Source organism: Pseudomonas caricapapayae (genome assembly GCF_001400735.1).
In the GTDB taxonomy this organism is placed as follows: Bacteria; Pseudomonadota; Gammaproteobacteria; order Pseudomonadales; family Pseudomonadaceae; genus Aquipseudomonas; species Aquipseudomonas caricapapayae.
Genome location: NZ_LJPW01000141.1, coordinates 18,035 through 41,992, shown reverse-complemented (window position 1 = coordinate 41,992; position 23,958 = coordinate 18,035). Strand labels below are relative to the sequence as shown.

The following is a 23,958-nucleotide window of genomic DNA, read 5'->3' as shown; positions in this document are numbered from 1 at the left end:
GACAATTCTGCATCAGCGGTAACACCCGTATTCAGTATCAGCGCTTGGGCATCGGCCCACAATTCCCCGCCATAAGCGCCCCCGAAAATGCCTTCTCGACAAACAGCGTGGAGTCCGGAAGAGAGCCGCTAACAGCACCCGAGTGATCCAGCTGCGGGTAATAATGCCACTCAATGCGGTCGCCTACCTTGCATGCATCCTCGACCAAGGCAATCTGGCTATTAACCGGTGAAACTATATCCTTGCCACCCGTACCGATAAAAATCGGTATGTTCGATTTCAACGTCGGGTAGGAAGACTTGCGATTAACCTGATCAAGCGCAGCATCGGGCGCGCGGCTGAAGCTGTTATTGAACGTCAAACCATCCGAGACTACCTTTCGCTCAATGTCTTGCAGACAATAACGCTGACTAGTTTCAAACGCAGGCATCGCACGAGCGGTCAGATAATCGGTTGGCACGAACGCCGGGTTGATCTGGCCGGCGGTACTAAGCCGCAGCAAATTATAGGCGAAGGATGGCATGACCTGATCTCGTGACGTATCCGCTGCAGTGTTCCCGGGATGCTCTGAAGACATCGGATACGGCGTGCCGGTCGCAACCACACCTACAATCTTCAGCTCGGGTGCATAGGCCCTTTGATAGACAGCCGTCGCGAAAGCAGCGCGCCCACCTTGCGATTGACCGAATACAACGACTCGTGATGACAGATCGAAATCTGTTTTTTGAACCGCACGTATGCTATCGAGAACGCCATATGCTAAGGGACTGCTCAGTCCGAAAGGATGCAATCCTGCCGTTCCTAGCCCTTGGTAGTCTGTAGCGACAATTGCGTAGCCTCGCCCGAGCCAATCATTCAGATATCTAGTATCTCGATCACTGCGTCCGGCGAAGGAAGGTGCGCAAATATCCGCGCTACCGACAGTGCCATGTGCCCAAGCCATGAGGGGCCATCCACCGTCAGGCGGCGTGCCTTTCGGTATAAACAGTGCGCCAGATACCACAATTGGCTTATGGTCAAGCCCGTCGGTGGAGCTGTACAGAATACGAACATTTTGCGCGGCGTTCTTAAGGCTCTGCTGTGGCGTCAACGGCTCGGAACGAAGCATCTGTCCTGGAGTGGAAGGGACGTTCTCAACCCAGGTATAAAAATTGGTGACTCCACTGTCTCCGGGCACAGCTCTAGATATGGTTTTGTGGAGAGTACTGCAGCCCGCTAAAAGCGCGATCACTAAGCAAGAAAGGTTACTTGGTAAGCGCCGCAGGGAATGCATCAGTTTATCTCCATAATCTCTCAAGGATTAAGCTCGATCTTATGCTGGCCAAAACCCTGACTGCAATGGTGCACTTGTTCTGTCCATGTCATAACTCATAAGCGTCGCTGGTGTTCGTCGTCCACCAAATAGCAGCCTGTGGCATGTGGTGAAAGTCAATATTTCACCTTGTAGGTCGGCGAGTCTTCAGGCCGGTTTTCACGTCGATCATAGATCTTGGTCGTGCTAATATTGGCATGACCCAGCCAGGCCTGGACCTTGGCAATATCGGCCTCATGCTCCAGAGCATTGGTGGCTGCGGTTGCTCTAAGTCCGTGGACCCCTAAGCCGTCTACCTCGATCCCGGCCTTTGTCGCGTAAGCTGTCACCACGGTATAGATGCCGTTGGCCGTGATGCCGGCACCGGTCAACCTGCCTCGCAGCGGTATGAAGAGCGCTACTTTCCTGTCGACCAAATGATGCCCTGAGCTTTCCAGGTACTGGTGAATGCGCCCGGCCGCCACCGGGTGCAACGGCAAGTAGCGCACCTTGCCACCCTTGCCGCGGACCCTCAGATGCTGGATCCCACGTCGCTCCTGAATGTCGCTCACCTGCAGCAGCGCCGCTTCTTCGCGGCGTAGTCCGTGGTAGAGAAGAACAGCCAATAGCGCCCGGTCGCGCCGCCCTTTAAGTGTGGCTTCATCCGGCGCTTCGAGCAGCGCCTTCGCTTGGTGATCGCCCAGTGCCGGTGTCTTGCCTTCGTTGCTTTCTATCCTCGGTCGTTTGACCCCATGCACCGGGTTGCCGCCGGCGACGGCATTGTTTTCCAGAAGGTGATCAAAGAGGCTGGCCAGCGCGGCCAGTTTGCGCCGGATCGTGGCGCCCGCCAGACCGCGATGCTCGAGCTGGGCACGCCAGGCTAAAACATGCGATCGGGTCACGACGCGAAACTCATCGGCCGAAGCCAACCCGACAAACCCACAGAAGTCTTCCAGGTCATTTTGGTAGGCACGCCGCGTACGAGGGTTGTCCAGGTTGGCAAACCACTCGACCGCAGCCGGAACCTGGGCCAGCGTCTGAAATTCGACCGACGTGAGCCGACGCTGGTCGTCCTGATGGGCTTTCGTCAGTTCTTGCATATTGCTCTCACAATTGGATCAGTAACGATCACAGGCATTAACTTCAGTCACAAAAGCAGCGCTTTATGCTGCAACTGCTTCCAAAACCGATAAACGGTAATAATTGGTGATAACGTATTTTATCGTTAGTTTTTATACTCGTCGGAGCCGGACCTGTCGATACATTTGAAACTGGCTTTTCAAGCTTCTTTGACTGACTACCTGGACAGATTGACAGGTTGACAGGTTGACAGGTTGACACGCGTGTCAGCTCGAGGTAGGCTCTGTTCATCAGCTCACGATGAGCATGGAGGTAGGCAAATGAATACCGCAATCCTTGAAAGACCTAAAAACTTCGGTAAATCTGTTGAGGATGCCAAGGCGTCGCTGATAAAACGTTTTATGGAGAAAGTCGACAGGGCATCAGACGACCTGATTATTGATGCGATAAAACTTGAAGGTGATAAGGCCCTAGTTAAGATAGTTAAAGAACCTGAAACCGCTAATGAAAAACAGCTTAGCATCAGAGTGCGTAATCAAATTGCATTTGCCAAGCTCAAAGCGGATGCATTTGAAATGGTTAAGAAATCATGCGATTTAATTGAGTCAAACGTTGTGTGCAAGATTCTTGATAAATCAAGGCAGACGCTTAGTGAAAGAGTAAAATCTGGAAAAGTGCTAGCGTACACACATAATAAAAATAAATTCTATCCAGAATTTCAATTTGCTAATAATGACGTGAAGCCTGAAATTGGCTTGCTGATCGAAGAACTTGCCATAGACCCAAAAGATGAGGCAATGATGAATGTCCTGGTAGGCTTCTTGACACACACGATGGATTTTTACGGAGACAGTGACAAAGAGCAGCCCCGTTACAAATTAATTGACAATAAAGATGCATTCAAAATCATTGTAAGAGATTTCAAAAATCGTTTGGAAATGGGCAAATAAAACAGGACTCCCTGCACTGGAGTCCTGTCTTTACTCCACTATTACCGTTATTCGACCTGTACCTTCAAGCGAATTAACATCTCACCAATGGTTTCACCTGTCGAAAACTCGTGATCAATCAGGGGGATATCAGAGTCAAGCGCTAACTGTGGTTTGCGTCTTTCGAACAAGGCAAGGTTACAACCTGCATAGCCGCCTGTTTTCGGATACACTCGGGATGGATAAATAATCCCATCCACATCGCCTAATTGCATGCACGCAGCACTCAAGGCTTGGGAAAGCATATAACCTGATGCTTCTTGACCTTTTGACGCTACGATTGCATCCAACTTATACCCTGAGTTAGCTGCCAAGAGCCCAGCATCAACCAATTTCAGCTTGCGGGCTGTCTTCAATGTATGCAAAGACTTGCTCTCTATTTCAGTCTGCAAGACTGGGCTGCCTGGCCCTGTTTTCCCATGCTGCAACGTCTCGGCTGCGGCTGCCTCACCGCTGCCAGCTACGTAACAGACGCCGACTGTCTCATCTCTATCACCGTATCGAGAGTCCGCACTACGGTTATAATATCGAGAATCGTGACCGCGTGCCGTTGGTTGCACACGGTAGAAAATTACACCCTTCTTAATCACGGTGTACGGTACTTTGTGGTCTGACAATGCTGCCTGAATCAGTTGGTCAACATCGTCGTTTTTGATAACACCTTTCGTCATAAGTCAATCTCCTATAGATAATATATTTTGTGCTCATGGTTTTATTCCATTTGCGGATTTTTGATGCCTCTAAACCAGCAGGCGATTTTTTCCTCTAAACCAGCAGGACTTTGTCTCTAGACCAGCAGACATGTTTGTTGCGAGGTAGATTAAATCTGATTTTTTTCAAAATCTCCACTGGTTTTTTCAAAAATATTAAATTTTTATATACGTGCATACTAAGCACGCAATCGTCATGAGTTTACGAGTCTGATTAACCTGCTTATAGTTTCCATTGGAAAATTCAGCTCCGTAGGTTCGACAAGATAAAGGACGATATGCTCTTTGATTGAGTGTGCTAATTTTTTTAGCCATGAATCGAATCGATCCTTGTTCTCTAGACGCTCTCTACGCTCAGGAAATAGCGTTTCTCATACCCTACTGTAGACAGCTCCTTAGCACTGCTGTATCGGCGTTTGAGTTTACAGAAAATATGGATTTAATCGAAGTATCACTCCGGGCTTCTTCAAGCGTTGTGTAGGTTTTTCGTCGGATTCGCTCATGCTTCAAAATCTGGAAAAGCTCTCGGCCACGGCATTGTCGTCATAGCTTCCCCGCCGGTTGATGTCACTGATTACATTTTTGGCCTTTAAAAAGCTTTACTATGAACTCGCCGGGGTGGAGATCCATATGTGATAATGTCCTTTCTCAAACATTGAAAGGGTTCACCTGATGAATCAAGCAACCCCTGACCAAATACAGCGAGGGATAGCTCGCTTGGGTGACCGCATTGCTGATCTAAAAGCCTTTGATGTGCGTGTTTTGACAAATGTGCCTTCTCCGGCACTCAAAGTTCTCGAAGCCGCCATAGAGGACACGCTGGAACGCTGCTTCGGAAAAGACAGCTCTGCCTTTATACGCCTCAAGTCTGCATCCCATCTGCAGCCCAAATTAAACTACATTAGGGATGACAATTATTACCCCCAACACGCTGAAAAATGCATCGCAAGAGCTATTGCTTTGTTGACGGAGGGACGAAGAACTTTGGAGGAGGATCTAGCTGACTTTGAACTCCTACAACGACTGTCTCCGGTGGTACAGCTTGAGCCACAATCTCTTTCAAGACGAGTCTTTATAGTTCATGGGCATGATGAAGGTGCACGTGAAACCGCCGCCCGTTTTTTAATGCAGTTGGGATTCGACCCTATCATCCTGCATGAGCAGGCAAGCCGAGGGGGCACGGTCATGGAGAAAATTGAAGCAAATGGGGAAGTAGGATTTGCCGTGGTGCTGTTGACCCCGGATGATTTAGGTTGCGCTAAAGACGGTACACCGGAGCCACGAGCCCGACAGAATGTCTTGTTGGAGTTGGGCTATTTCCTCGGTCGTCTGGGTCGCGACAAAGTGTTTGCGCTGAAGCGCGGCACTGTGGAGATCCCCAGTGATTTCGCCGGTGTCGTTTGGGAGTCCATGGACGGCAATGGGTGGAAGCAAACCTTGGGCCGTGAACTCGAAGCCGCCGGACATGCAATTGACTGGAACAAGTTCATGCGAGCGTGAGCCAGCCGCTTGCTATGTCTTCGCTACTTATAGCCTGCCGGGCATTGTGACAGGGGAGCGGGCGCAATGTCCGGCGTCGCGCCTAAATCACCTTGGATGAGGTGAAGCGGATCAGGGGCTTATCGAATCGGCCGCAGCAACCAAAATGCGACGTGTTCCCTTTACGCGCTTTGGTTATTCTTAGGTGCTCTGGCCCGTGGTAGATATTGATTTTGGGCCAACCTGCGTCGTTTAGTCGTTACAAACGGAACTATGTAGGGCATCACCCCACTCGTCATTGCGGCACCTAACGCCATTCCGATGAAAATGCGTATTTCGGAAAATTCATCTGGCACCAAGCTGAGCAGCACAAGAGACGCAAGCGTGATACCTAGCGAGATTTGCCAGACACGGTGATCAATCTTTACATCACGCAGATCGAATACTGCCGTTCGCACTGACTCGTCCTTAAAGTTCTGAGTGGCTACCACCGTTTCCAGGTCTACTACTGCTTCGTCCCCGAATTCTGGATTTCCCAGTGGTGAAGTAATGCCTTTGGGCATAAAAAATGCGAGCTGCACCTGCTTGGGTTCAGGAAAATCACTTGGCCAAGGCACCGGCCCCTTCACGCCATAGGCTTTCATTAAAGGTAGTGTCCAGCTCGGGTTGGGTATGTTCTCAACCCAGCGCCCGTCCAGTACTGCCCATGTCGCAGAGAAGGCACTTACCCGTATGCGATAGATTGTGATTCGTGTTGGTTCCGGGTAAGTACGCTCGTAGACTCTGGCTGGTATCGATTCGACGCCTTCTTCACGGAAAAAGTCGACACGGTTCTTGCCCTCACCAGGCACGAAAAGACCAAGTGGCTTAACCCAGGCATAGGTCGCGTCGTCTACCTTACCGCTTACCATCGCGACGAAGTCAGACAAATGTTCGCGACATTTCTCTGCCTCTTTTTCATCTAGGCTCTTACGTCGCCACCGCCAACTGCACCCAAGTGTGTTTGCGGTAGGTACTGAGGCAAACTGATAGGCCGGGCTGCCGTGATCTGTGCGTTCGCAGGCGCGGTAAAACGGCAAAACACAGCTTACGAACGACATCGGTACGTGAGGACCATAAGCGCCATCATGTAGATCGCGAGCAAGCATACTGGCGCCGTGATAAGCAACTGCACGGTCGATTAGGAACTTGTTGTATACGATAGATTGCACTGCACGATTCAGCTCTTGTGAAACGGCGAGATCAAGTGTGGAATGCGTCTTAGCTGAGGGGGGTAATGATTTTTCAGTCATATTTATACCTGACTGGCTGTTGTAATAACAAGTATGATAATGACGCTGGCATCAACTGATAGTGCTTTGGAAAAAGTAAGCAAAAAGTTCTGATTGCGATTTGATATTGAGCTTGCTGTAAAAGTTTCTTCGATGTACTTTCACTGTTTCCGGAGATACTGATAGCTTTCCAGCAATTTCGCTATTTGAAAAACCACTCAAAGCCAGTTTTAAAACTTCAATTTCACGACCCGTGAGTTGTGGAGCAAGCTCTAAAATCTTGTCCTGCCATTGCTGGGGTCGAGAGCTTTCTTTTTCTTCAATATCAAAAGCTATACGTTGCTTCATCAAAGCCAATACCCATGGTTTGATTAAGTCGAATATAGCAATATGCTCCTGAGTAAACCGACTTTTGCTACCCATGGATAAGCAAAGTGTTCTTTCAGAGTCAAGCTGAACGTTATATTGAACTTCATCTACTGATACAAATTGTTCAAAATAAAGATGATAGTACTCTGTTTCCAGAAAGTGAGTTGGTGCAATATCCAAGAGATGAAAGAAACCGCTTTGCTGATTTTCTCGATTAGCTATGTAGAAGGGGTCAAGCATGTATAGCCCTTTGACATATCGGTTGAGCAGCCCATCTATTTCTTCCTCGTCAGCGGTATCAGGATAGCAAATTGCCTGTACCCCTTCGCTGCCAAACATCAGCACAACCCAGTTGTCGACTGGTGCATATTCCTTCAGCAACCTGACTAGCGAATTCCAAAACTCAGGCCGGTTGAGTTTCTCGATTAGTTTCGCTATCGATCTGTGCCAAATTTGGCCCTGGAGCTGGTTTGGCATCGTCTACCCCTATTGGGTTATTTAAAACCTGACTTGATACGTTTACATTGCGCCCTCATGGATTCGGTACCTGCCAATGGGGACTGACCAATGGCATGGAGTAAGCCTATGAAAAGCGTTCGTATGTTGACCATCATTACTGCCACTTTGTTCAGCGCTGGGCTAAATATTGCGGTTGCGAGCCCACCCAGCGTGCATCTATACAACTGGTATGCCTTCATCGCACCAGATACCCCTAAAGAATTCGAGCACGAAACCGGCAGCCAACTGCTCATTGATTCCTTTGACAGTGCCGAGATCATGCAGAGTAAGGTCATGGCTGGGCGCACAGGATATGACGTAGTGGTAGCTACCTCAAACGTGTTGCCGAGCTTGATTACTGCAGGAGTGCTCCAACCTCTGGATCGCAGCCAGCTCGGCAACTGGTCGCACCTTGATTCCGAAATACTGGCTAAGGTTTCTATTAATGACCCTGGAAACCGGTACGCAGTCCCCTACCTTTGGGGTACTACCGGAATCGGATATGATGTCGATAAGATAAAGTCCGCACTAGGTGATGACGCTCCGGTGAATAGTTGGGATTTGGTGTTCAAGGAAGAAAACATTAGTAAGCTCCAGCAGTGCGGTGTAGCAATGCTCGACTCTCCGAGTGAAATTATTTCGATTGCCTTGCACTACCTTGGTCTGCCTCACAACAGCAAAAACCCAGACGACTATCAGAAAGCTCAAGACTTATTGCTCAAGATTCGTCCTTATGTACGCTATTTTGACTCATCTAAGATTGATGCTGATCTGGCTGATGGTAATATTTGTATGGTTGTAGGATGGGCAAATGGGGCGCTTGCAGCGCAAGAGTTGAATGAGAAAAACAAAACTGGACGTCGAATAGCATACTCCATCCCTCGCGAAGGCGCTTTGGTATGGTCAGAGAATATGGTGTTGTTGAAGGATGCGCCTCATCCTCAAGAAGGCATGACGTTTATAAACTACATGTTGCGCCCTGAAGTGATCGCTAAAACTTCAAATCACACCCTTTACCCTAGTGCTAATAAAGATGCAAAGCAGTTTGTTGAGCCCAAACTCAGAGATAATTCTTCGGTTTATTTGGATAAAGATACTATTAGTAGGCTTTTCCCTTTGGAGCCCCTTCCTTTGAAACTAGAGCGAATTCGCACACGCGCTTGGGTCAAAGTGAAGAGTGGTATTTAATCCGGAAATTTTTGCCGTGAATATTGAGCGCATTTTGCGTAGATTTGTCTAAGTGGACGTGCTCAAGTGATGGTATAGATTCGAGGACAGAATCGGCTATGACTACTTCAGTCGCTGTATTAGAAAAACCACACCGAGATGAAATCAAGGAGCTGGTGCAACTCGTTAGAATGGATGAGAAATATGCTGCGTTGGTTGCAGACGGTTTCTTACCTATAGATGTGCAATCGAGTATATATAACTTTCAGAGAAAAAGCCGTATAAAGGAGTTATCTCAAAAATATGGCCTGATTTAACGAGTTTCCATCTATTCAGACTGCATCTTTTTGGGCGGGTTATTGTATGCGATAAATTTATCGGTGAGCCGGATAATTTCCTCCAGACCTTCAGGAGAATCGACCTGGTTGATTTTTTCTGAAAGTTCTTGTCGGAGCGATATCAATCGCGTGCGGAGAACATCTTGGCCACCAGGTAGCAGCTCTCCTGGAGCGACGTTGAAAACGGTTGCAATTCTTATCAGCTGCTCAATGCCAGGCAGGTTTATGCCTCGTTCGTAACGTCCTATCAGCGGAGCGTCGCAGCCAATCTTTTCCGCCAAGTCCGCTTGGCTCAACGTAGAAGACTTCCGAAGGGCTTTGATTTTTGCTCCTACCACGCTCCTGAGAGTGTCCACAGTGTCTCCAAAAAAAAACCAATAATTTCATCTGCTTGCGCCTTCACAAAGTCATAAATGTGTTTATAAGACACAAAAGTGTTTACTTTTTTTTCTGTTCCATCTATTTTGTTTCCTAGAAATCCGCTCATTGATCGAGGTAGTTCGATCGGAAAGCGGATGTGGCCAGCTCTGATAGCTCCCGTTTTTTCCCTGCGCTCAGCGGTTTGGAAATTCGAAAGAGCGCCTGATCGAAAGGTTACCAGTATGAAAAAATGGCGTGTTTTGATGCACAATTCTTCCGTTTACCAGTCACTTATCACGTCTATCGAGCGATTGGATGTAGAGGTGTTTTCCCCCACCAGAAAAACCTCTCGCAAACGCACGGATCGTCCCTCATCGATAGAGAAAGAGGTGCGCTTGTTTCCGGGGTATCTGCTGCTTCGCTTCGATCCCAAAGTGACGCACACCACCACCATCACAGCGTTAAATGGTGCTCATGGGTTCGTTCAGTTCGGCGGTCAAGCGTGTGTCATGCAGGACAGCACAGTAGAGGGATTGAAGGCAGCGGCTTTGGTTCGTTCCAACCGTGCGCTTGATTGCATCGAGTTTCGTAATTTGCCGACTGAGCTGGAAAAGACGCTGCGTTTGATCATCGACATGAAATCTGAAGCAGCGCGTAGAGCGGCTTTCTTTGCGCTGCTGGCCCAGGACGCAGCGCTGGAGCGCCTTGTTAGACGAACCGGAACTCTTTGCTACTCGATGGTAAGTGCCGCCTAGGCATTACCTCTTCCCACGATTTCCCATTTCACCGCCTGGTCTAGCCAGGCGGTGTTTTTTTGCGTTCTCACAGCCCCTAGGAGTTCCCATGGCGTCATCCGAAGATGAAGCAACCACCAAGACATCAAGCGTATATATCCGACCGATCAGGGTGGAAGCATTGAATAAAGCCGCGATACGGGTGAGTTATGAAACCAACAGCTCCAGGCAGATTTCGCCTTCTGACCTCGCTCGGTATCTGATCGATAACTTTCTTGAGAAGGCCGTCGAGAAGCTGATTGAAGATTCTCAAGGGCGGCCTTCTGGGAAGCCTCTCACTACTACCGACTAGAAGGAATTTGCAATGCTCACCACCAGTGCCTTTCTGGCCCTGGCCATGCAATGCGCTCCCTCGATACACCCTGCCACGCTTACCCCCATCGTCAAAACAGAATCCTCATTCAATCCCTATGCGATTGGCGTGAACGGCAAAGTGTTGCCGCGCCAACCACAAAGCTTGGATGAAGCCGTATTGGCGGTGAAAAAGCTGGTCGCGGAGGGGGCAGACTTCAGCATCGGCCTGGGCCAAATCAACCGACAGCACTTCGACGTTAGCCGTCCCGAACCTGTCTTCGAACCCTGCACCAACCTGCGGATGGCAGCGCGAGAGCTTCAGGCCTGCTATGTAAAGGTCAAGAAAACCGACCCTGACGTGCAAAGCGCTTTGCACAAAGCCATTTCCTGTTATTACAGCGGTAACCCCAAACGCGGCTTCAAGGCTGAGCCCGAATTTGGTGGCAGCAGCCACGTGCAACGTGTGCTGGCCAATGCAGGCGCGGCCACCGTGACGGTCCCTGCGCTGGAAGGCGGAGCACCTGAACCGAATAAGCTCCAGCGCGCTCAAGCCCCGGCGTCCACCGTTGAGCCGACCTATGAAAGCTGGGATGTGCTGCGCCAGTACCCGCGCTATCTGCCACCTGCACCACCGTCTGTTTCTGCTCCACCGGCTGCCCCAGCTCCACCAGCTGTATCCCCTGAAGAAACCTCAACTCTCCCTAAAGAGGATCAATGATGATCAAACGTACCCTTGTGCCCAACAAAGGCGAGCTGGGCATTTTGCTTGTGGCCTTGGCTTGCCTGCCTGGCATCGCCTCCGCCGACTGGCTGAGCACTTTGCAACAGTGGGGCAGCAACATTCGACTGGGCCTTTACCTCCTGGCGGGCACCCTGGGCCTGATTTGCCTGATCTGGTCCGGCGCTAAATGGTTGATTGCGCGTTCTACGGGCGACCGCTCGCACACCTTCATGGACTACCTGGAGTCGATGGGTGTGCTGCTAGTTGTTGGAGGCTCAGTGGCCTTGGGCACGGCGGCCTGGCAGGTATTCGGCACCGGCGTGCCGGGTTGACCAGGAGCGCTTATGGCCAGTAACGAAGTACTCAAGAAACTGACCTTCGAAAGCTACAACGCCATGAGTCGGCCTGCGATGTTCTGGAACATTCCCATCATGCCAATGGTGGGGTTGCTGATGGGCGGCTTGGTCTTCGGTGTTGCCGCGACGTTCCTGCTGTCCTGGGTGTGGGGTCTGATTGCTGCCTCCCCGTTCCTGATTGCCCTCATTGCCTTGAGGGTCGTGGGCCTGATCGATCCTCAGTATTTGCGCCGTATCCGCTTCGCACGGCGGCGTCTCTGGCTGAACCTCAAGTACGGCAAACCGTTATTGCTGACCCCCTTTAACCCGCAATGGAATGAATTTTATGGCGCACGATTTTCACACAAGCGTTATGCCCCCGGAAAAGAAAGTGCCCTTGATGCGCTATCCGGTCCACGAACACATGGTGACGCTGCCCGGCAATCGCCTGGTGAGCCTGATCCAGTTGAAGGGGGTTTCCAGCGAAACCCGCAGTGATGAAGAACTGATCCAACTGTTTCACAACCTCAACCGCTACTTCCTGGCCTTGGGCAAGAAGGAAGGCAAGCACTTGATGCTGCAAACCTACATCACCAAGACGGGCATCGAGCTGGATACGCCGTACACCTTGCCGCTGCCCGCGCTGCAGGATTTTGTAGACGCTTACACCGCACCTTTTCGCAACGGCACCTTCTATCAGGTGGGGTACAGCATTGCCCTGATCCTCAAGTATCGCGAAGTGGATGAAGGGATCGAGCGCATGAGCGACTTGTTGTCGCTGTCCGAAACTTTGCTGGCCGAATATGACCCGGTCATCATGGGCCTGGAGGAAAACGAACACGGTGCGCTGTTCTCGCAGATCGGGCGCTATTTCAGCCTGCTGATCAATGGCCATGAAAAAGACGTACTGGTCAGCGACACCCGCCTGGGTGACGCGATCATTGATAGCGTCACCAACTTTGAAAACTACGATTTTGTCGAGAACCGGCCCAATCGGGGTGGCCAGCGTTTCGCGACTACCTTTGACCTGCGCGACTACCCTAGTGGCGGGACCTACCCCGGTATGTGGGACGAGGCCATCGAGCAGCAGTTCGAGTTCACGCTGGTGCAAACGTTTCTGTTCGAGGACCGTAACAAGGCCAAGGACAAATTCAAAAAGCACGTGGCGGATCTGGGCTCGGTTGAGCGCGATTCAAAGCAAACCGAGGAGCTTGAAAATGCCATCGATGCCATCACCCTGGGCGACAAGGCGTTTGGTCGTTATCACGCCTCGCTGATCGTCTACGGCAACACCCCGGACCAGGCCATCGAGAACGGCACGAAAATGGCGTCGGTGTTTACGGTGCGTGACGCGACCTTTGTGCGTTCGACCATGAGCAACATCGACACCTGGTACACGCAGTTCCCCGGTGTGACCGAGGCCATGTACCCCATGATGAAATCGACTGAGAACCTAGCGTGCAGCTTTTCCCTGCACTCCACTCCCACGGGCAAGGTCAAGGGCAACCCCATCGGTGATGGAACGGGCGTGATGCCGGTGCTGACGGTCAACAAGGCGCTGTATGTCCTCAACGTGCATGACAGCCCGCCCGGCCAGAACAACCTCGGTGAAATGCTGCCAGGTCATGCGGTTTACACAGGCCAAACGGGAGTGGGTAAAACCACCGCTGAGGCCATCCTGCTGACCTTCCTCAGCCGCTTCGATCCGCTGATTATGGGCATCGACTACAACGAGTCGCTCAGACACCTGCTGTGTGCACTGGGTGCCGAGTATTACACCGTGCAGCCTGGGCACTTCACCGGCGTCAACCCGTTCCAGTTTCATGACCGTCCGGGGTTGCGGCAAATGCTGATCGACCTGGTGCTGGTTTGCGCCGGTGGCCCCAAACAGAACGATGACGCTGACCAGCGCACGATCAAGGATTCGGTCGAAGCGGTCATGGCGCATACCAATGTGCGTCTTCGGGGCATGTCGCTGCTGCTGCAAAACATCCCTCACAAGGGGGGCAATTGCCTGCACACCCGGCTATCTAAATGGTGCCGTTTGGCCGGTGAAGGCCGTGAAGGTCAGTACGCCTGGGTTCTGGACTCACCCATCAACCAGTTCAATGCGCAGACCTACCGGCGTCTGGCCTTTGACTGCACGCAGTTGCTCAAGAACGACTACGCCGATAAGCACCCGGAGGTCATGGAAGCGTTTCTGAACACGTTGTTCTACATGAAACGCGAAATGCACGAAGCCCGCCCCGGCAATCTGCTGTTGAACGTGGTGGCCGAGTATTGGGCACCGCTGTCGTTCAAAAGCACAGCGGACGCGATCAAGGAGGTCCTGCAGAGCGGACGTATGCGCGGGGAAATCCTGATCATGGACACCCAGTACCCCGAGCAAGCACTGGCGACGCCTTACGCAGCAGCCGTGATTCAGCAAGTCACAACGCCTATCTGGCTGCCTAACAAGAAGGCCCAGGCCGAGAGCTACGCCAAGTTTGGTGTCACCGGCAAAGTGTTCGAAGCTGTGCGTGATATGGGTCCGCTGAGCCGGGAAATGGTGGTGCAACAGGGTCACCAGACGGTGAGGCTGAAAATGGAGCTGGACGGCCCGCTCAAGTATTGGTTGCCACTGTTATCCGCTACCCAAAAGAACCTAGCGGTGGCTGAGCGTATTCGGCAACACCTTGGCACGACCGATCCCACGGTGTGGGTCGATGCGTTCCTGGTGGCCGAGGCCGTGCGCCAATGGTTGAACACCGACGATCCTGCCGTGTGGCTACCTGCGTTCGACTATGCCGAGGGCCTGCGCCAGTCCCTGAAGACTCGGGATGCACAGCGCTGGATGCCAGCCTTTCAAAAAGCCTGGAAAGCCCTTCAGGAACAGAATGAAATTGAGGATGCGTCATGAAAAAGCATGCAATTGCGGTCGCGCTGAGCGCGCTCATATTGACCGCCGTCCTGCCTGCTGCGCATGCGGCAGTCCCAGGCGTTCCGGTTCTGGACCCGTCCAACCTGCTTGTGCTTAAAGCGAATGCGCTGGCCCAGGCCAAGCAGGCGATGGACGCGTTGACCACGGCCAAGGACGCCATCACCCAGACCGCGCAGCAATACAACCACTACAAAAGCATCGTCACCGGCAACGACATGCTGGGCGGGTTCCTGAACGATCCCGCCTTGAACAAGGTCATGCCCATGGGGGACTGGGCCGATGTCTACGGCACGGCACGTGACATCGCCAGTTTGCGTGACCGCTACGGCTTAACCTCGGATAATGCCAGCGTGCAGGCCAAATTCGACCAGATGATGTCGGTGGCCGATGCGCTGGAGCGCAACTACGACGCCAGCACTGAACGGGTCAAGAACGCCGAGCTGCTACGGGCTCGGCTGAACGAGGTGACGACCCCACAGCAGAAGGAGGATTTACAGCTGCGTTACCAGCAGGAGCTGATCGAGCAACAAAACCAGCAGATGCGGCTGGCCAACATGCAGATGCTTCAGCAGCAGCAAGAGAAAATGGAAAACGAAAAACGGGCACAAGCGTTCCGTGATTACATGAACGGTAAAACGAGCGTGCGGCCCAGCTACGATTGATTAGCTAATAAATTCAAAAGGGAAGATGACCTATGTTGACGAAAATGACAGCTTTGTTCTGCTTTATGTTCTTTGCATTTGCACTGTCAGGATGCGGTGCGGACAAAGGGCAAGGATTTGTTGGACGCTGGACTGGAGAAAATAAAACCAGAATGGGCAGGCCAACCTATGTAATGGATATATCCAAAGATGGAGAGATTTTCCACGTAAACCTTGAAACCACTGCCGATATTGTGGGGTATGGAAAAATGGAAAAAAACCTACAGCGATTTGAAGCCAAAGCGGAGTCGGACAGTGTCCTAAGCATGTCTGGTGGCCTTGCAACCATGCGTATGGAAGGCAAACTTATCTATTTCGACAACACCACCTTTACCCGATCAAAATAACGGAGGCGGCATGGACGTAACCAAAATAGCCCAGACGTTGTTTGATTTCGTTGATGCCGCTCTGCAAAGCGCCCTGGTCACCGGGATGGCCAAGGTGATGCTGGGGCTTGGAGCGCTCTTCGGAACCATGTGGTTGATCCACTTTACACTTCGCAACATGCAATGGTTGTATCGGGGCATGAATGTCGCTTTCGAGGATGTGGCCAAAGAAATTGCGAAAATGGCGTTTATTGCAGGCTGTGCGTTCAACCTGCAATGGTATGTCCAGACGATTGTGCCCTTCGTAACAGGCTTCCCCAACTGGATGGGAGGCATTTTGTCCGGCCAGGAGGGAGTGCAAACCAATCAGATCGACAATTTGATTGCTACGTATACCATCAATCTGCAAGCTCTTATCAGTGCCATGAATTTCAATGTCATTACAACCAGTCTTGCTGATATCTGGTTGGGTATTCAGGGGGTGGTGTTTTATGTGCTGGGAGGCATTCCATTCTTACTGGCCGCCGTCGCCACGCTATTTGTACTTAAGATGTCGACAACGGCTATCGTGGCCGTAGGGCCCTTATTTATCGCTTTTCTGCTGTTTGATCAGACCAAACAGTATTTCTGGGGGTGGGTTGCAGCCATCGGTGGCTTTATGTTGGCTCAGGTACTCATTTCAATTGTGCTTGCTATAGAAATTGGCTTTATCAACACCGTGATGATTAAAGATGGTTCCTTGACCACTACTTTGGCAGGAAATATCACCATCCTGATTGTCTTCTGCACGTTCACAGCGCTGGTCATCGAACTCCCTGGGCAAGCGGCCTCGATCATGGGCGGTGGTCCCTCCGGAGGCGGAATGGTCAGCCGCATTTCAGGATTTGGTGCAGCCAAAGGCATGACACGCGGTGTCGCTGCCGGCATTTCCAGACTGCGGAGGGGACGCAACAACATCAAATAAAACACCGCTTCATCGGCTACGCCCTCTCCCCACTCGCAACACCCTCGCTTTTCTCAGGTACTCCACTATGAATTTCAAACTTGCTTTGAGCGGGCTGCTTTCGGCTGCCTTGCTGTCAGGGTGTGGCTCTGCACCCAAACTGTCCGAACCGGAAGGGCAATGGGAAGACATGCCCTTTACCCATGCCCCTAAGCCTCGCGCTGCCCCTGTGGCAACGCCTGCTCCCGTTCCTGGCCGAGTGCTGCCAGCAGCGAGCCCTGCGCCCAAGGCCCAGCCGCTCAAGACCACCCCTTCAAAGCGTCCGGCAAGCGCCTCACCGGCAAAGCCTGCCGAGGCCCTGCCCAACGATTCCAAATGCTCCGCGAACTGATCCGCGCAGCACGTGTTTGTCCAGGTTTAGGTGACTTATGAAAAAGCTTCGAAAATCCAAAGAGGACGTGATCGAGCAGGAGCGGCAACTGGCCGCCCGTACCAGCATCGACGCGGCCACCGCACAAGAAATCAGCCTGGTTGAACAGGCGTGGATCCATGCAGCGCGGTACTTTGAAAAGAACATCGCCGCCGATGAAAAGGCCAAGACCAAACGAGCAACGCGGTTGAATTACGTGTTTGGGGCCATTGCCGTCATGTCAGTTGCCGCCGTGATGGGCCTGACCCCGCTCAAGACCGTAGAACTTGGCCTGGTCCGTGTAGACAGAAACTCCGGCTACACGGACGTGGTGTGGGCCGATGACAAAGGCAAGCCACCGGAGCAGATCGATGACGAGTTCTGGCTTTCCGCGTACACCCGTTTCCGCGAGAGCTACAACTTTTCGAGTAACGATGCCAATTACGCCATGGTCAAGTTGATGTCCTATGACGAGACCTTTACCGAGTACCGAAACTTCCAATTGTCCTCCAAGGGCTATCTGGAAGTGCTGGGGACCAACCGGCAAATACGCACGGATATCAACAATATCAACTTCCTGGAACGCAAAGATCGGGAAGGCACCGCCCAAGTGCGGATCACCAAAACCGTGCTGGACCGCAACGGCGTCCCCGATCCTCAGCTGCACCCGGTCACCTGGGTGGCCACAGTGACCTACGACTACAAAAACCCTGCCAAAAAAGCCGGTGACCAGTGGCTAAATTCCCGAGGTTTTGGGGTCAAGGCCTACACGATGACCCAGGAAGTGGGGGTGTCCAATGGTAAATAAAGCCGCTTCAGGCCTCACCGCCTTGTTGCTTCTGACGTCCGGCCTGCCCGCCTACGCCGAGAGCATGGGTACTGGCTCGGCACTGGACCGCCGCGTGCAGACGGCCATTTATTCGCCTGACGAGGTTTTCAGGGTGCAAGCGACGATTGGCCGTGGAGCGCTCGTCCAGCTCCAATCCAACGAGACGATCAATCAGGACACCGGGCTGATGGTCTCGGGCGATCCAAAAGCCTGGTCAATTGGCCCCAACAAGGCTGGCAACATGGTCTCGCTCAAGCCGATCACCGATCAGGAACCCGACACGAACCTGACCATTAACACCAATCGACGTACCTATCTGATTGAGCTGAAGCTGGTCGAGCGCACCCAGGACTCGACGTATCTGCTGCGCTTCACTTACCCCGAGCAGCCCAAAAAGACCGGCGATGTACGCCGTGACCCCGGCAATCCCTGTGACGGCCCGGTGCAAAACGGCCCCTATCAAAAGCGCTCGAACGCAGAGAGCAAGTCCATAGGGCCGTATGAGGGCTGGGACAACGGCATGCTGACCTGCTTCCGCTTCACCGGCAATGGACCCCGCCCGGCGCTGTACCAGGTCCTGCCCGATGGCACCGAAACCGTGGCCGACATGCACAACGAACAGAACGTGGTCGTGGTGCATGGGGTCAGCCGATTGTTTCGGTTTCGCCTGAACGGTCTGCTTGTAGAGGCCCGGCCTACTGCCCAGGTGAACACAGGGTACAACTTCAACGGAACCACCACCGGCGAGATTCGGGAGCTCAAGCATGCAGAACAATGACAACGACCAGGCTCCGGAGAACACGCCAGGACCGGACAGCATCGGGCCGCCCGAATCAGCAGCGACCACAGCAGCGGCCCCGGAACAGACACCGGCCTCCGAGCCTGCCAGCACCCAGGCCCGTGGGGCCTTTGACGTGCGGGCCAAACGCACAGGCGATGTCCGAAACAAGAGAGCGCTTTATCTGGGCCTGGCCGCGCTGGTGTTGGTTGGTCTGCTGGGGATAGGCGGACTCTGGTACTTGACCATTTCCCAGATGAAAACCACCGGCTCCGAGGTCGATGAAACCAACGTCAAGAAGGACGCGACCCTGGACGTGAATCTGGGCAGTGACGACAGCATGAAAAAGGCACGGGAAGCCAAACTGGCCGCTGACAAAGCGGAAGAGGAAAGGCGAGCCCGAGCGGAAAGAGAGCGATTGGCCAAGGAGCAAAAGGAGAAAGAGGATGCCGAGCGCGGAAAAACCGGTCAGGACTATGCCGGTAGTGCGCCACCACCGCCCGGCGCGCCCGGCCAAAACACGCCCGTGGAACAGACCCCCCGGCAACGAAAACTGGGACGTGAAATGTTGGTCACCTCGGAAGACGCGCAGGGTACTGGTGCTGGGAATACTCAGCCGCAACAGCCGTCCGGCGAGCAGCTATCACTACCGCCTTCAATGCTGGGTGACGTTCAGGGCGGATCGAGCAGTGGTTTGGGCGGTGAATCGTCCACCAGAAAACGCAGCAGCTTGAGCAATCTGGGCGGCACCACCTTTACCCCGGCTAAGGCTTACCTGGCACCGAATCGCAAGTACCTGGTCAGCCACAACACCTACACGCGCTGCGCGTTGTACAACGAAATCATCAGCACTCACCCAGGGCTGGTGGATTGTCGTTTGACCGATCCGTTGTATTCCGCCGATGGCTCCACGGTGATTGCGGAGGCCGGAGACAAGTTGACCGGCGAGCAGACCGTTCAGGTCGGGCCAGGCGAAACCAGCGTGTTCACCACCTGGACAGAGCTTGAAACCCGATCGGGTGCGCGGGCCAAGCTGGACAGCCTCGGTGCAGGCCCCATGGGGGCCAGCGGGACTGAAGCCTGGATCAATCGTCACTACATGCAGCGCTTTGGCGGTGCGGTGATGTTGTCGTTCATCCAGGACGCGCTCCAAGCCGCGTCCAACACGACACAGAAAAGCTCGGGGTCTGGAGGCTATACGGTGAACAACAGTGAGCAGAACGTGGAGAGCATGGCCAACAAGGCGCTGGACAGCACCATCAACATTCCGGACACCGCGCATCTGCTGCCGGGCACCGTGATTACCGTCATCGTGGCCCGCGACATCGACTTTTCATCGGTTTTCGAGAACCGCTAAGGAGTATTCATGACGCAAGAACAAGGACTCACCGAAGACACCCTGGCCCTGGATTTCCTCGATCAAGCAGACGTCACTGAGCGCCTTAATCGTCAGGGCACCAAGGACGTGGCCATCAACCGGCCTTACGAGCTGTGGGTGGACGGTCCAAACGGCTGGGAATACGAAGAAGCGCCTTGGCTCACCTACAACCTGTGCTGGCGGCTGGCCAATGCGCTCTGTGCGCTGAGATACCGCGTGCTGGCTCCTCACTCACCGATTCACACTGTGAAATTACCTGGCGGGGAGCGGGGCCAGATCGTCATGGCCCCGGCGTGCGAGGAAGGCACCCTGTCGATGACGTTTCGAAAACCCTCTTTGGATCGTTTCACCCATATGGATTACGTCAACAGCGGTCGCTATGACCGGGCCAGGGCCATCGCTTCACCGATACTGACCCTGAAAGCCTGGCAGCGCGACATGCAGGAAGCCCACGCAGCTGGCGAGTGGCACCGATTCATGGAAATCGCCATCGCTAATCGCCAGAACATCATCATTTTTGGCGGGCCAGGGTCGGGTAAAACCACTTACGGCAAGTCGCTGATCGACATGTTTCCGGTCAACCGTCGCATGATCACGATCCAGGAAATATTGGAGGACCCCATGCCCTTCCACCCTAACCATGTGCATTTGCTCTATGGCCATGTGGTGACGCCCAAAGCCCTGGTGGCCAGCGCGATGCGGATGAAGCCTGACCACCTGTTTTTGGCCGAGCTGACCGGTGACGAGGTGTGGCACTACATCGAAATTCTGAACACCGGCACCAAGGGCACCGTGACCACTGCGCACGCCAATGACAGTGAAGCAGGCTATGCCCGTGTGTGCGGCCTGGTGAAGCAGTCACCAATCGGACTCGGCCTGGATTACGCGTACATCGAGCGCCTGGTGCGCACCTCATTCGACGTGGTGGTGTACATGGAAAACACCTACATCGAAGAGGTGCATTACGAGCCTGAACACAAGCTGGCCTTGCTCAATGGCCAGCGTCAACGCGCAGCCTAGGAGAACGCAATGTGGTGGAAAGTCTCGTTATCAATCGTGTTCATGATGGCGGTGTGCTTCGTGATCGGGCTGTACGCAGGGGGTGCTATGTATCTGCACCTGACCCAAGGTCACTTCGCTGGCTTGGCCTGGGACACGCTATGGGAGACCCGCACGCTGGCCTGGAACGACCGGCGGATGCTGTACGTGCCGTGGTCATGGTGTGTGACGGCTGCCCTCACCTTCTTGCCAGTAGGCATCACGCTGATGGCCCTTTTTGTGCGCTTGAAGCCCAAAACCTCGCTGCACGGTGATGCCCGCTTTGCCAACAACCGCGAGCTGCGCCAGTTCGAGTACCAGGGCGAATACAAGAACACCAGCAAGTAGGCATTGCACCCGCATCGCCGCCTGATACTCCCGCATTTTCAAACCATCCCAGTGCACCGCTACGCAGTCGGCTATCAGCTGTCTGGCGTTTGGCTGTGCCTAGTTTTATCCATATGAGGTGTACCGTGCTGCTACCTTTCGAGCTGGACCCCGAAATCATTCAACACATCATCCATAGTCAGGCCGGATCGATCGGCAAGGCCATCATTGAACTGGTGATGAACTCTGTAGACGCCGATGCCACCGCATTACGCCTGACCATGACCAAAGAGGGTTTTCACTGCGCTGATGACGGTCGCGGATTTGCCAGCCGCAATGACGTGTTGCGTTACTTCGGACGCTTTGGCACACCGCACCAGGAAGGTGATGCCACTTATGGCCGGTTCCGCCTGGGCCGTGGCCAGATCATGGCGCATGCCAAAACACGTTGGACGTCCAACGATTGGCAGATGACCGTTGATACCCGCTCGATGGGCTACAACTACGAGCTGGACGATCTTGAACACGGCACACCAGGTTGCTCCATCGAGGGCACCTGGTACGAACCGCTCAACGATTTGGAGTTGATGTCTGCCGTCCAGGAGATTCGTGACCTGGTGCGCTACACCCGCATCAGCGTTGAACTCAATGGCCGTCTCATTACCCGCGATCCTGCAACGGAAAAGTGGGACTTTGAAGACGAATACGCCTATTACCGGGCCAAGGAAGAAGGCGCGGTTTCGATCTACAACCAAGGTGTGCTGGTCCGTCACGATTCCTCGCACCTATGGGGGGCTGGAGGCCTGATCGTGACCAAGCGGGCTATTGCCCTCAACGTCTCCCGTAGCGAGATACTGCGCAAAACCTGCCCGGTCTGGAGAGCCATCGCCAAGGTGTTCGGCCCGTTGGCCGACAAGGTCTCGGGGGAGTTGGGAGGACGCCGCAAGACAGAAGCACGTCGAGCGCGATCAGCACTTTCGTTGCTCAGCGGTGCAGCTGATGTGGGCAAAATATTTTGCTATGAAGAAGTCATCACGGTGCTGCCAGGCAAACGGCATATCACCCTGAAGGATTTTATTGATAAGGCGTTCCGTGAACACAATGGCACCTACACCGTTGTTTTAAAGGGCAGTGACATACCCAAAGGCGAAGGCATTGCCGGGCAGCGCATCATCCAGGTGCTGCATCCGCAAACGCTCGACCGCTTCGGTTGCCATAGCGTTGAAGATTTTGAAGATGTGTTGGAGCGGGTGATTGCCAACGCCAGACCTGCCGTCAGCCACTGGTACCGAGAACTGAAAGTGCCCCAGTGCGCCGCTTTTGCGACCGTCAAGAAGGCTTACGTCGAGCGAACATCGATCGTTGATGAAAAAAAGGCGCTGGACAAAGAAACGCGCCGGGCTTGGATCGCGTTGCGCTGGTGCCTGCAACACTACGCCGGTGCGTGTGTGGGGGCTGAACGCTGGAATGACGGCACCGTTCGATATAGCAAAGACCGCCTGGATGTGTTGCTCGGCGAGTCGAACACCAGCGAAGCGTGGACGGACGGTAAAACCTACCTGGCCATCAACCGCACCATCGTGCAACGGCTCAAGTCTGATCCCATGAAAACGGCAGCCTACATCTTCGGGCTGGTCGAACACGAGGTGGCGCACCAGGGCGACAGTATGGCGTGCGGGCATGACGAAGCGTTCTATCAGCGCTTCCATGACATTTCCCTGCGCATGGCACCCGAGCGTCAGCGGTTCATGCACAAGTGGTTGATGAAATACACCACTAGCATGGAAATGGAAGGCAAGAGGGCAACCGGTAATGCCTGGGGAGAGCTTCACCTGGTGAGGCGTGTGGGCACTGGCCGTATGAAACGCGGCTTGTCGGATGCCATCGAGGACGATTCGGAGGACCCAATCGTTAGCACGCCGGTGCCGGAGCAGGACATGGCGTTGCTCAGCAGGATCAATGCCGGGTTGATCGACAAGGGTGTCTGCCCACCGCCGCCCGACTGGAGCAGGGTCATCGAGCAGGCCAAGGCCGACCAGGTGGCAAACAGCGAGCGTTTGCGCGCTAAGCGGGAAGCCGATGAGGCTGAATATGAGCGGATCAGTCAGGCGCTTGATGAGGCCACTGAGAAAGCGAAGCCCGAAGTCGCCCGGATTCTGGACATGCCGCTGGCAGACATTCCAGCCGGTGCCCTGGGCTACCTCGCTCATTTGCTGGCCACTGGAAGCGATGAACAGGAGATACGCAGCGAATGGGAATGCCAGTTCGGGCAGCCGGACTTCGATGATGATCCCTATGACTATTTCACCGAAGAGGAGCTGGCCGAAGAGCAGGCACGTAGCGACCAGTTCAATCAGGAGCAATTGGCTGCTGAACAGGACGATCCACGCCGTAAGTTAGCTAAGGAATACCACGCCATGGTCGAGCCTGGCGAAACCTGGTGGGTGCTTGAACGCAATGCTGCCGCTGCCGGTTTCTGGCGTGTCGAGGACTACTTGAAGTGGCGACATGCCGATCAACAGCTACTCGATAACTCAAGCGAGGGCTGTGCAAATAAGTAGCCGCATCGCCGCCTGATACACCCGCATTTACCAACCCTTTCCATGCACCGCC

At 53.5% G+C, this 23,958-nt stretch carries 26 protein-coding genes and 1 pseudogene; 20 read left to right on the top strand and 7 right to left on the bottom strand.

The window, feature by feature from the left end; all coding sequences use genetic code 11:
* Positions 1-37 precede the first annotated feature (37 nt).
* On the bottom strand, positions 38-1,273 hold the full coding sequence (locus ALO80_RS19920) for a lipase family protein (protein WP_055010249.1): 1,236 nt from the start codon (positions 1,271-1,273) through the stop codon (positions 38-40).
* A gap of 155 nt (positions 1,274-1,428) precedes the next feature.
* Positions 1,429-2,391 carry a tyrosine-type recombinase/integrase gene (locus ALO80_RS19915; RefSeq protein ID WP_055010248.1) on the bottom strand — a complete coding sequence of 321 codons (963 nt, stop codon included), beginning with the start codon at positions 2,389-2,391 and terminating at the stop codon, positions 1,429-1,431.
* A 300-nt stretch (positions 2,392-2,691) separates the two neighbouring features.
* Here ALO80_RS19915 and ALO80_RS19910 point away from each other — a divergent pair, with 300 nt between their 5' ends.
* Positions 2,692-3,321 carry a hypothetical protein gene (locus tag ALO80_RS19910; RefSeq protein ID WP_055010247.1) on the top strand — a complete coding sequence of 210 codons (630 nt, stop codon included), beginning with the start codon at positions 2,692-2,694 and terminating at the stop codon, positions 3,319-3,321.
* A 47-nt stretch (positions 3,322-3,368) separates the two neighbouring features.
* Here ALO80_RS19910 and ALO80_RS19905 read toward each other — a convergent pair whose 3' ends face one another.
* The gene (locus tag ALO80_RS19905) at positions 3,369-4,031 is read right to left on the bottom strand and encodes an RES domain-containing protein (protein ID WP_055010246.1); all 663 of its coding nucleotides are present in this window, start codon (positions 4,029-4,031) and stop codon (positions 3,369-3,371) included.
* A gap of 376 nt (positions 4,032-4,407) precedes the next feature.
* Positions 4,408-4,669 (bottom strand): annotated as a pseudogene (locus ALO80_RS32085) (IS3 family transposase); the annotation flags it as partial.
* A 73-nt stretch (positions 4,670-4,742) separates the two neighbouring features.
* On the opposite strand from ALO80_RS32085, the gene ALO80_RS32080 reads away from it, so the two are divergent.
* The gene (locus tag ALO80_RS32080) at positions 4,743-5,570 is read left to right on the top strand and encodes a TIR domain-containing protein (protein WP_055010245.1); all 828 of its coding nucleotides are present in this window, start codon (positions 4,743-4,745) and stop codon (positions 5,568-5,570) included.
* A gap of 161 nt (positions 5,571-5,731) precedes the next feature.
* Here the strand turns inward: ALO80_RS32080 and ALO80_RS19895 are convergent, their stop codons facing one another.
* Together ALO80_RS19895 and ALO80_RS19890 are read right to left on the bottom strand one after the other, a co-directional pair.
* Positions 5,732-6,841, bottom strand: coding sequence for a hypothetical protein (locus tag ALO80_RS19895; RefSeq protein ID WP_055010244.1), 1,110 nt, complete (start codon positions 6,839-6,841; stop codon positions 5,732-5,734).
* Between the two features lie 51 nt (positions 6,842-6,892).
* Complete coding sequence (locus ALO80_RS19890) at positions 6,893-7,666, bottom strand: helix-turn-helix transcriptional regulator (protein WP_055010243.1); 774 nt, start codon at positions 7,664-7,666, stop codon at positions 6,893-6,895.
* A 108-nt stretch (positions 7,667-7,774) separates the two neighbouring features.
* Here ALO80_RS19890 and ALO80_RS19885 point away from each other — a divergent pair, with 108 nt between their 5' ends.
* Entirely contained in the window at positions 7,775-8,875 is a 1,101-nt protein-coding gene (locus ALO80_RS19885; RefSeq protein ID WP_055010242.1) for a polyamine ABC transporter substrate-binding protein, read from the top strand.
* A 98-nt stretch (positions 8,876-8,973) separates the two neighbouring features.
* The gene (locus ALO80_RS19880) at positions 8,974-9,171 is read left to right on the top strand and encodes a hypothetical protein (RefSeq protein WP_003436803.1); all 198 of its coding nucleotides are present in this window, start codon (positions 8,974-8,976) and stop codon (positions 9,169-9,171) included.
* A gap of 11 nt (positions 9,172-9,182) precedes the next feature.
* On the opposite strand, the gene ALO80_RS19875 is transcribed toward ALO80_RS19880, so the two are convergent.
* Positions 9,183-9,488, bottom strand: coding sequence for a helix-turn-helix domain-containing protein (locus ALO80_RS19875; protein ID WP_375233006.1), 306 nt, complete (start codon positions 9,486-9,488; stop codon positions 9,183-9,185).
* Positions 9,489-9,794: 306 nt separating this feature from the next.
* Between ALO80_RS19875 and ALO80_RS19870 the strand changes: the two genes are divergently transcribed.
* From ALO80_RS19870 to ALO80_RS19795, 16 genes are all read left to right on the top strand, one after another.
* Positions 9,795-10,307 (top strand): transcription termination/antitermination NusG family protein, encoded by a 513-nt coding sequence (locus ALO80_RS19870; RefSeq protein WP_055010240.1) that lies wholly within the window; start codon positions 9,795-9,797, stop codon positions 10,305-10,307.
* Positions 10,308-10,395: 88 nt separating this feature from the next.
* Positions 10,396-10,638 (top strand): hypothetical protein, encoded by a 243-nt coding sequence (locus ALO80_RS19865; RefSeq protein WP_017279420.1) that lies wholly within the window; start codon positions 10,396-10,398, stop codon positions 10,636-10,638.
* A gap of 12 nt (positions 10,639-10,650) precedes the next feature.
* The gene (locus ALO80_RS19860) at positions 10,651-11,358 is read left to right on the top strand and encodes a lytic transglycosylase domain-containing protein (protein ID WP_055010239.1); all 708 of its coding nucleotides are present in this window, start codon (positions 10,651-10,653) and stop codon (positions 11,356-11,358) included.
* Entirely contained in the window at positions 11,358-11,693 is a 336-nt protein-coding gene (locus tag ALO80_RS19855) for a hypothetical protein (protein WP_055010259.1), read from the top strand. Before ALO80_RS19860 ends, ALO80_RS19855 begins: the two co-directional genes overlap by 1 nt.
* Positions 11,694-11,705: 12 nt before the next feature.
* A complete protein-coding gene (locus ALO80_RS19850; RefSeq protein WP_055010238.1) occupies positions 11,706-12,194 on the top strand; it encodes a VirB3 family type IV secretion system protein in 489 nt (162 codons plus the stop codon).
* Positions 12,097-14,595, top strand: coding sequence for a VirB4 family type IV secretion system protein (locus tag ALO80_RS19845; protein WP_235812499.1), 2,499 nt, complete (start codon positions 12,097-12,099; stop codon positions 14,593-14,595). The genes ALO80_RS19850 and ALO80_RS19845 overlap by 98 nt, the downstream gene beginning before the upstream one ends.
* Complete coding sequence (gene virB5, locus ALO80_RS19840) at positions 14,592-15,278, top strand: P-type DNA transfer protein VirB5 (protein WP_055010236.1); 687 nt, start codon at positions 14,592-14,594, stop codon at positions 15,276-15,278. The genes ALO80_RS19845 and virB5 overlap by 4 nt, the downstream gene beginning before the upstream one ends.
* Before the next feature lie 32 nt (positions 15,279-15,310).
* A complete protein-coding gene (locus ALO80_RS19835) occupies positions 15,311-15,664 on the top strand; it encodes a hypothetical protein (RefSeq protein WP_055010235.1) in 354 nt (117 codons plus the stop codon).
* A gap of 10 nt (positions 15,665-15,674) precedes the next feature.
* The gene (locus ALO80_RS19830; protein WP_055010234.1) at positions 15,675-16,607 is read left to right on the top strand and encodes a type IV secretion system protein; all 933 of its coding nucleotides are present in this window, start codon (positions 15,675-15,677) and stop codon (positions 16,605-16,607) included.
* Between the two features lie 67 nt (positions 16,608-16,674).
* On the top strand, positions 16,675-16,977 hold the full coding sequence (locus tag ALO80_RS19825; RefSeq protein WP_055010233.1) for a hypothetical protein: 303 nt from the start codon (positions 16,675-16,677) through the stop codon (positions 16,975-16,977).
* A 37-nt stretch (positions 16,978-17,014) separates the two neighbouring features.
* Positions 17,015-17,803 carry a virB8 family protein gene (locus ALO80_RS19820; RefSeq protein WP_055010232.1) on the top strand — a complete coding sequence of 263 codons (789 nt, stop codon included), beginning with the start codon at positions 17,015-17,017 and terminating at the stop codon, positions 17,801-17,803.
* On the top strand, positions 17,793-18,602 hold the full coding sequence (locus ALO80_RS19815) for a P-type conjugative transfer protein VirB9 (RefSeq protein ID WP_055010231.1): 810 nt from the start codon (positions 17,793-17,795) through the stop codon (positions 18,600-18,602). The genes ALO80_RS19820 and ALO80_RS19815 overlap by 11 nt, the downstream gene beginning before the upstream one ends.
* On the top strand, positions 18,589-19,959 hold the full coding sequence (locus ALO80_RS19810; RefSeq protein WP_055010230.1) for a TrbI/VirB10 family protein: 1,371 nt from the start codon (positions 18,589-18,591) through the stop codon (positions 19,957-19,959). The genes ALO80_RS19815 and ALO80_RS19810 overlap by 14 nt, the downstream gene beginning before the upstream one ends.
* Positions 19,960-19,968: 9 nt before the next feature.
* On the top strand, positions 19,969-21,000 hold the full coding sequence (gene virB11, locus ALO80_RS19805) for a P-type DNA transfer ATPase VirB11 (protein WP_055010229.1): 1,032 nt from the start codon (positions 19,969-19,971) through the stop codon (positions 20,998-21,000).
* Positions 21,001-21,009: 9 nt separating this feature from the next.
* On the top strand, positions 21,010-21,366 hold the full coding sequence (locus tag ALO80_RS19800) for a hypothetical protein (RefSeq protein WP_055010228.1): 357 nt from the start codon (positions 21,010-21,012) through the stop codon (positions 21,364-21,366).
* A gap of 125 nt (positions 21,367-21,491) precedes the next feature.
* Positions 21,492-23,906 (top strand): ATP-binding protein, encoded by a 2,415-nt coding sequence (locus ALO80_RS19795; protein ID WP_055010227.1) that lies wholly within the window; start codon positions 21,492-21,494, stop codon positions 23,904-23,906.
* Positions 23,907-23,958: the final 52 nt, after the last annotated feature.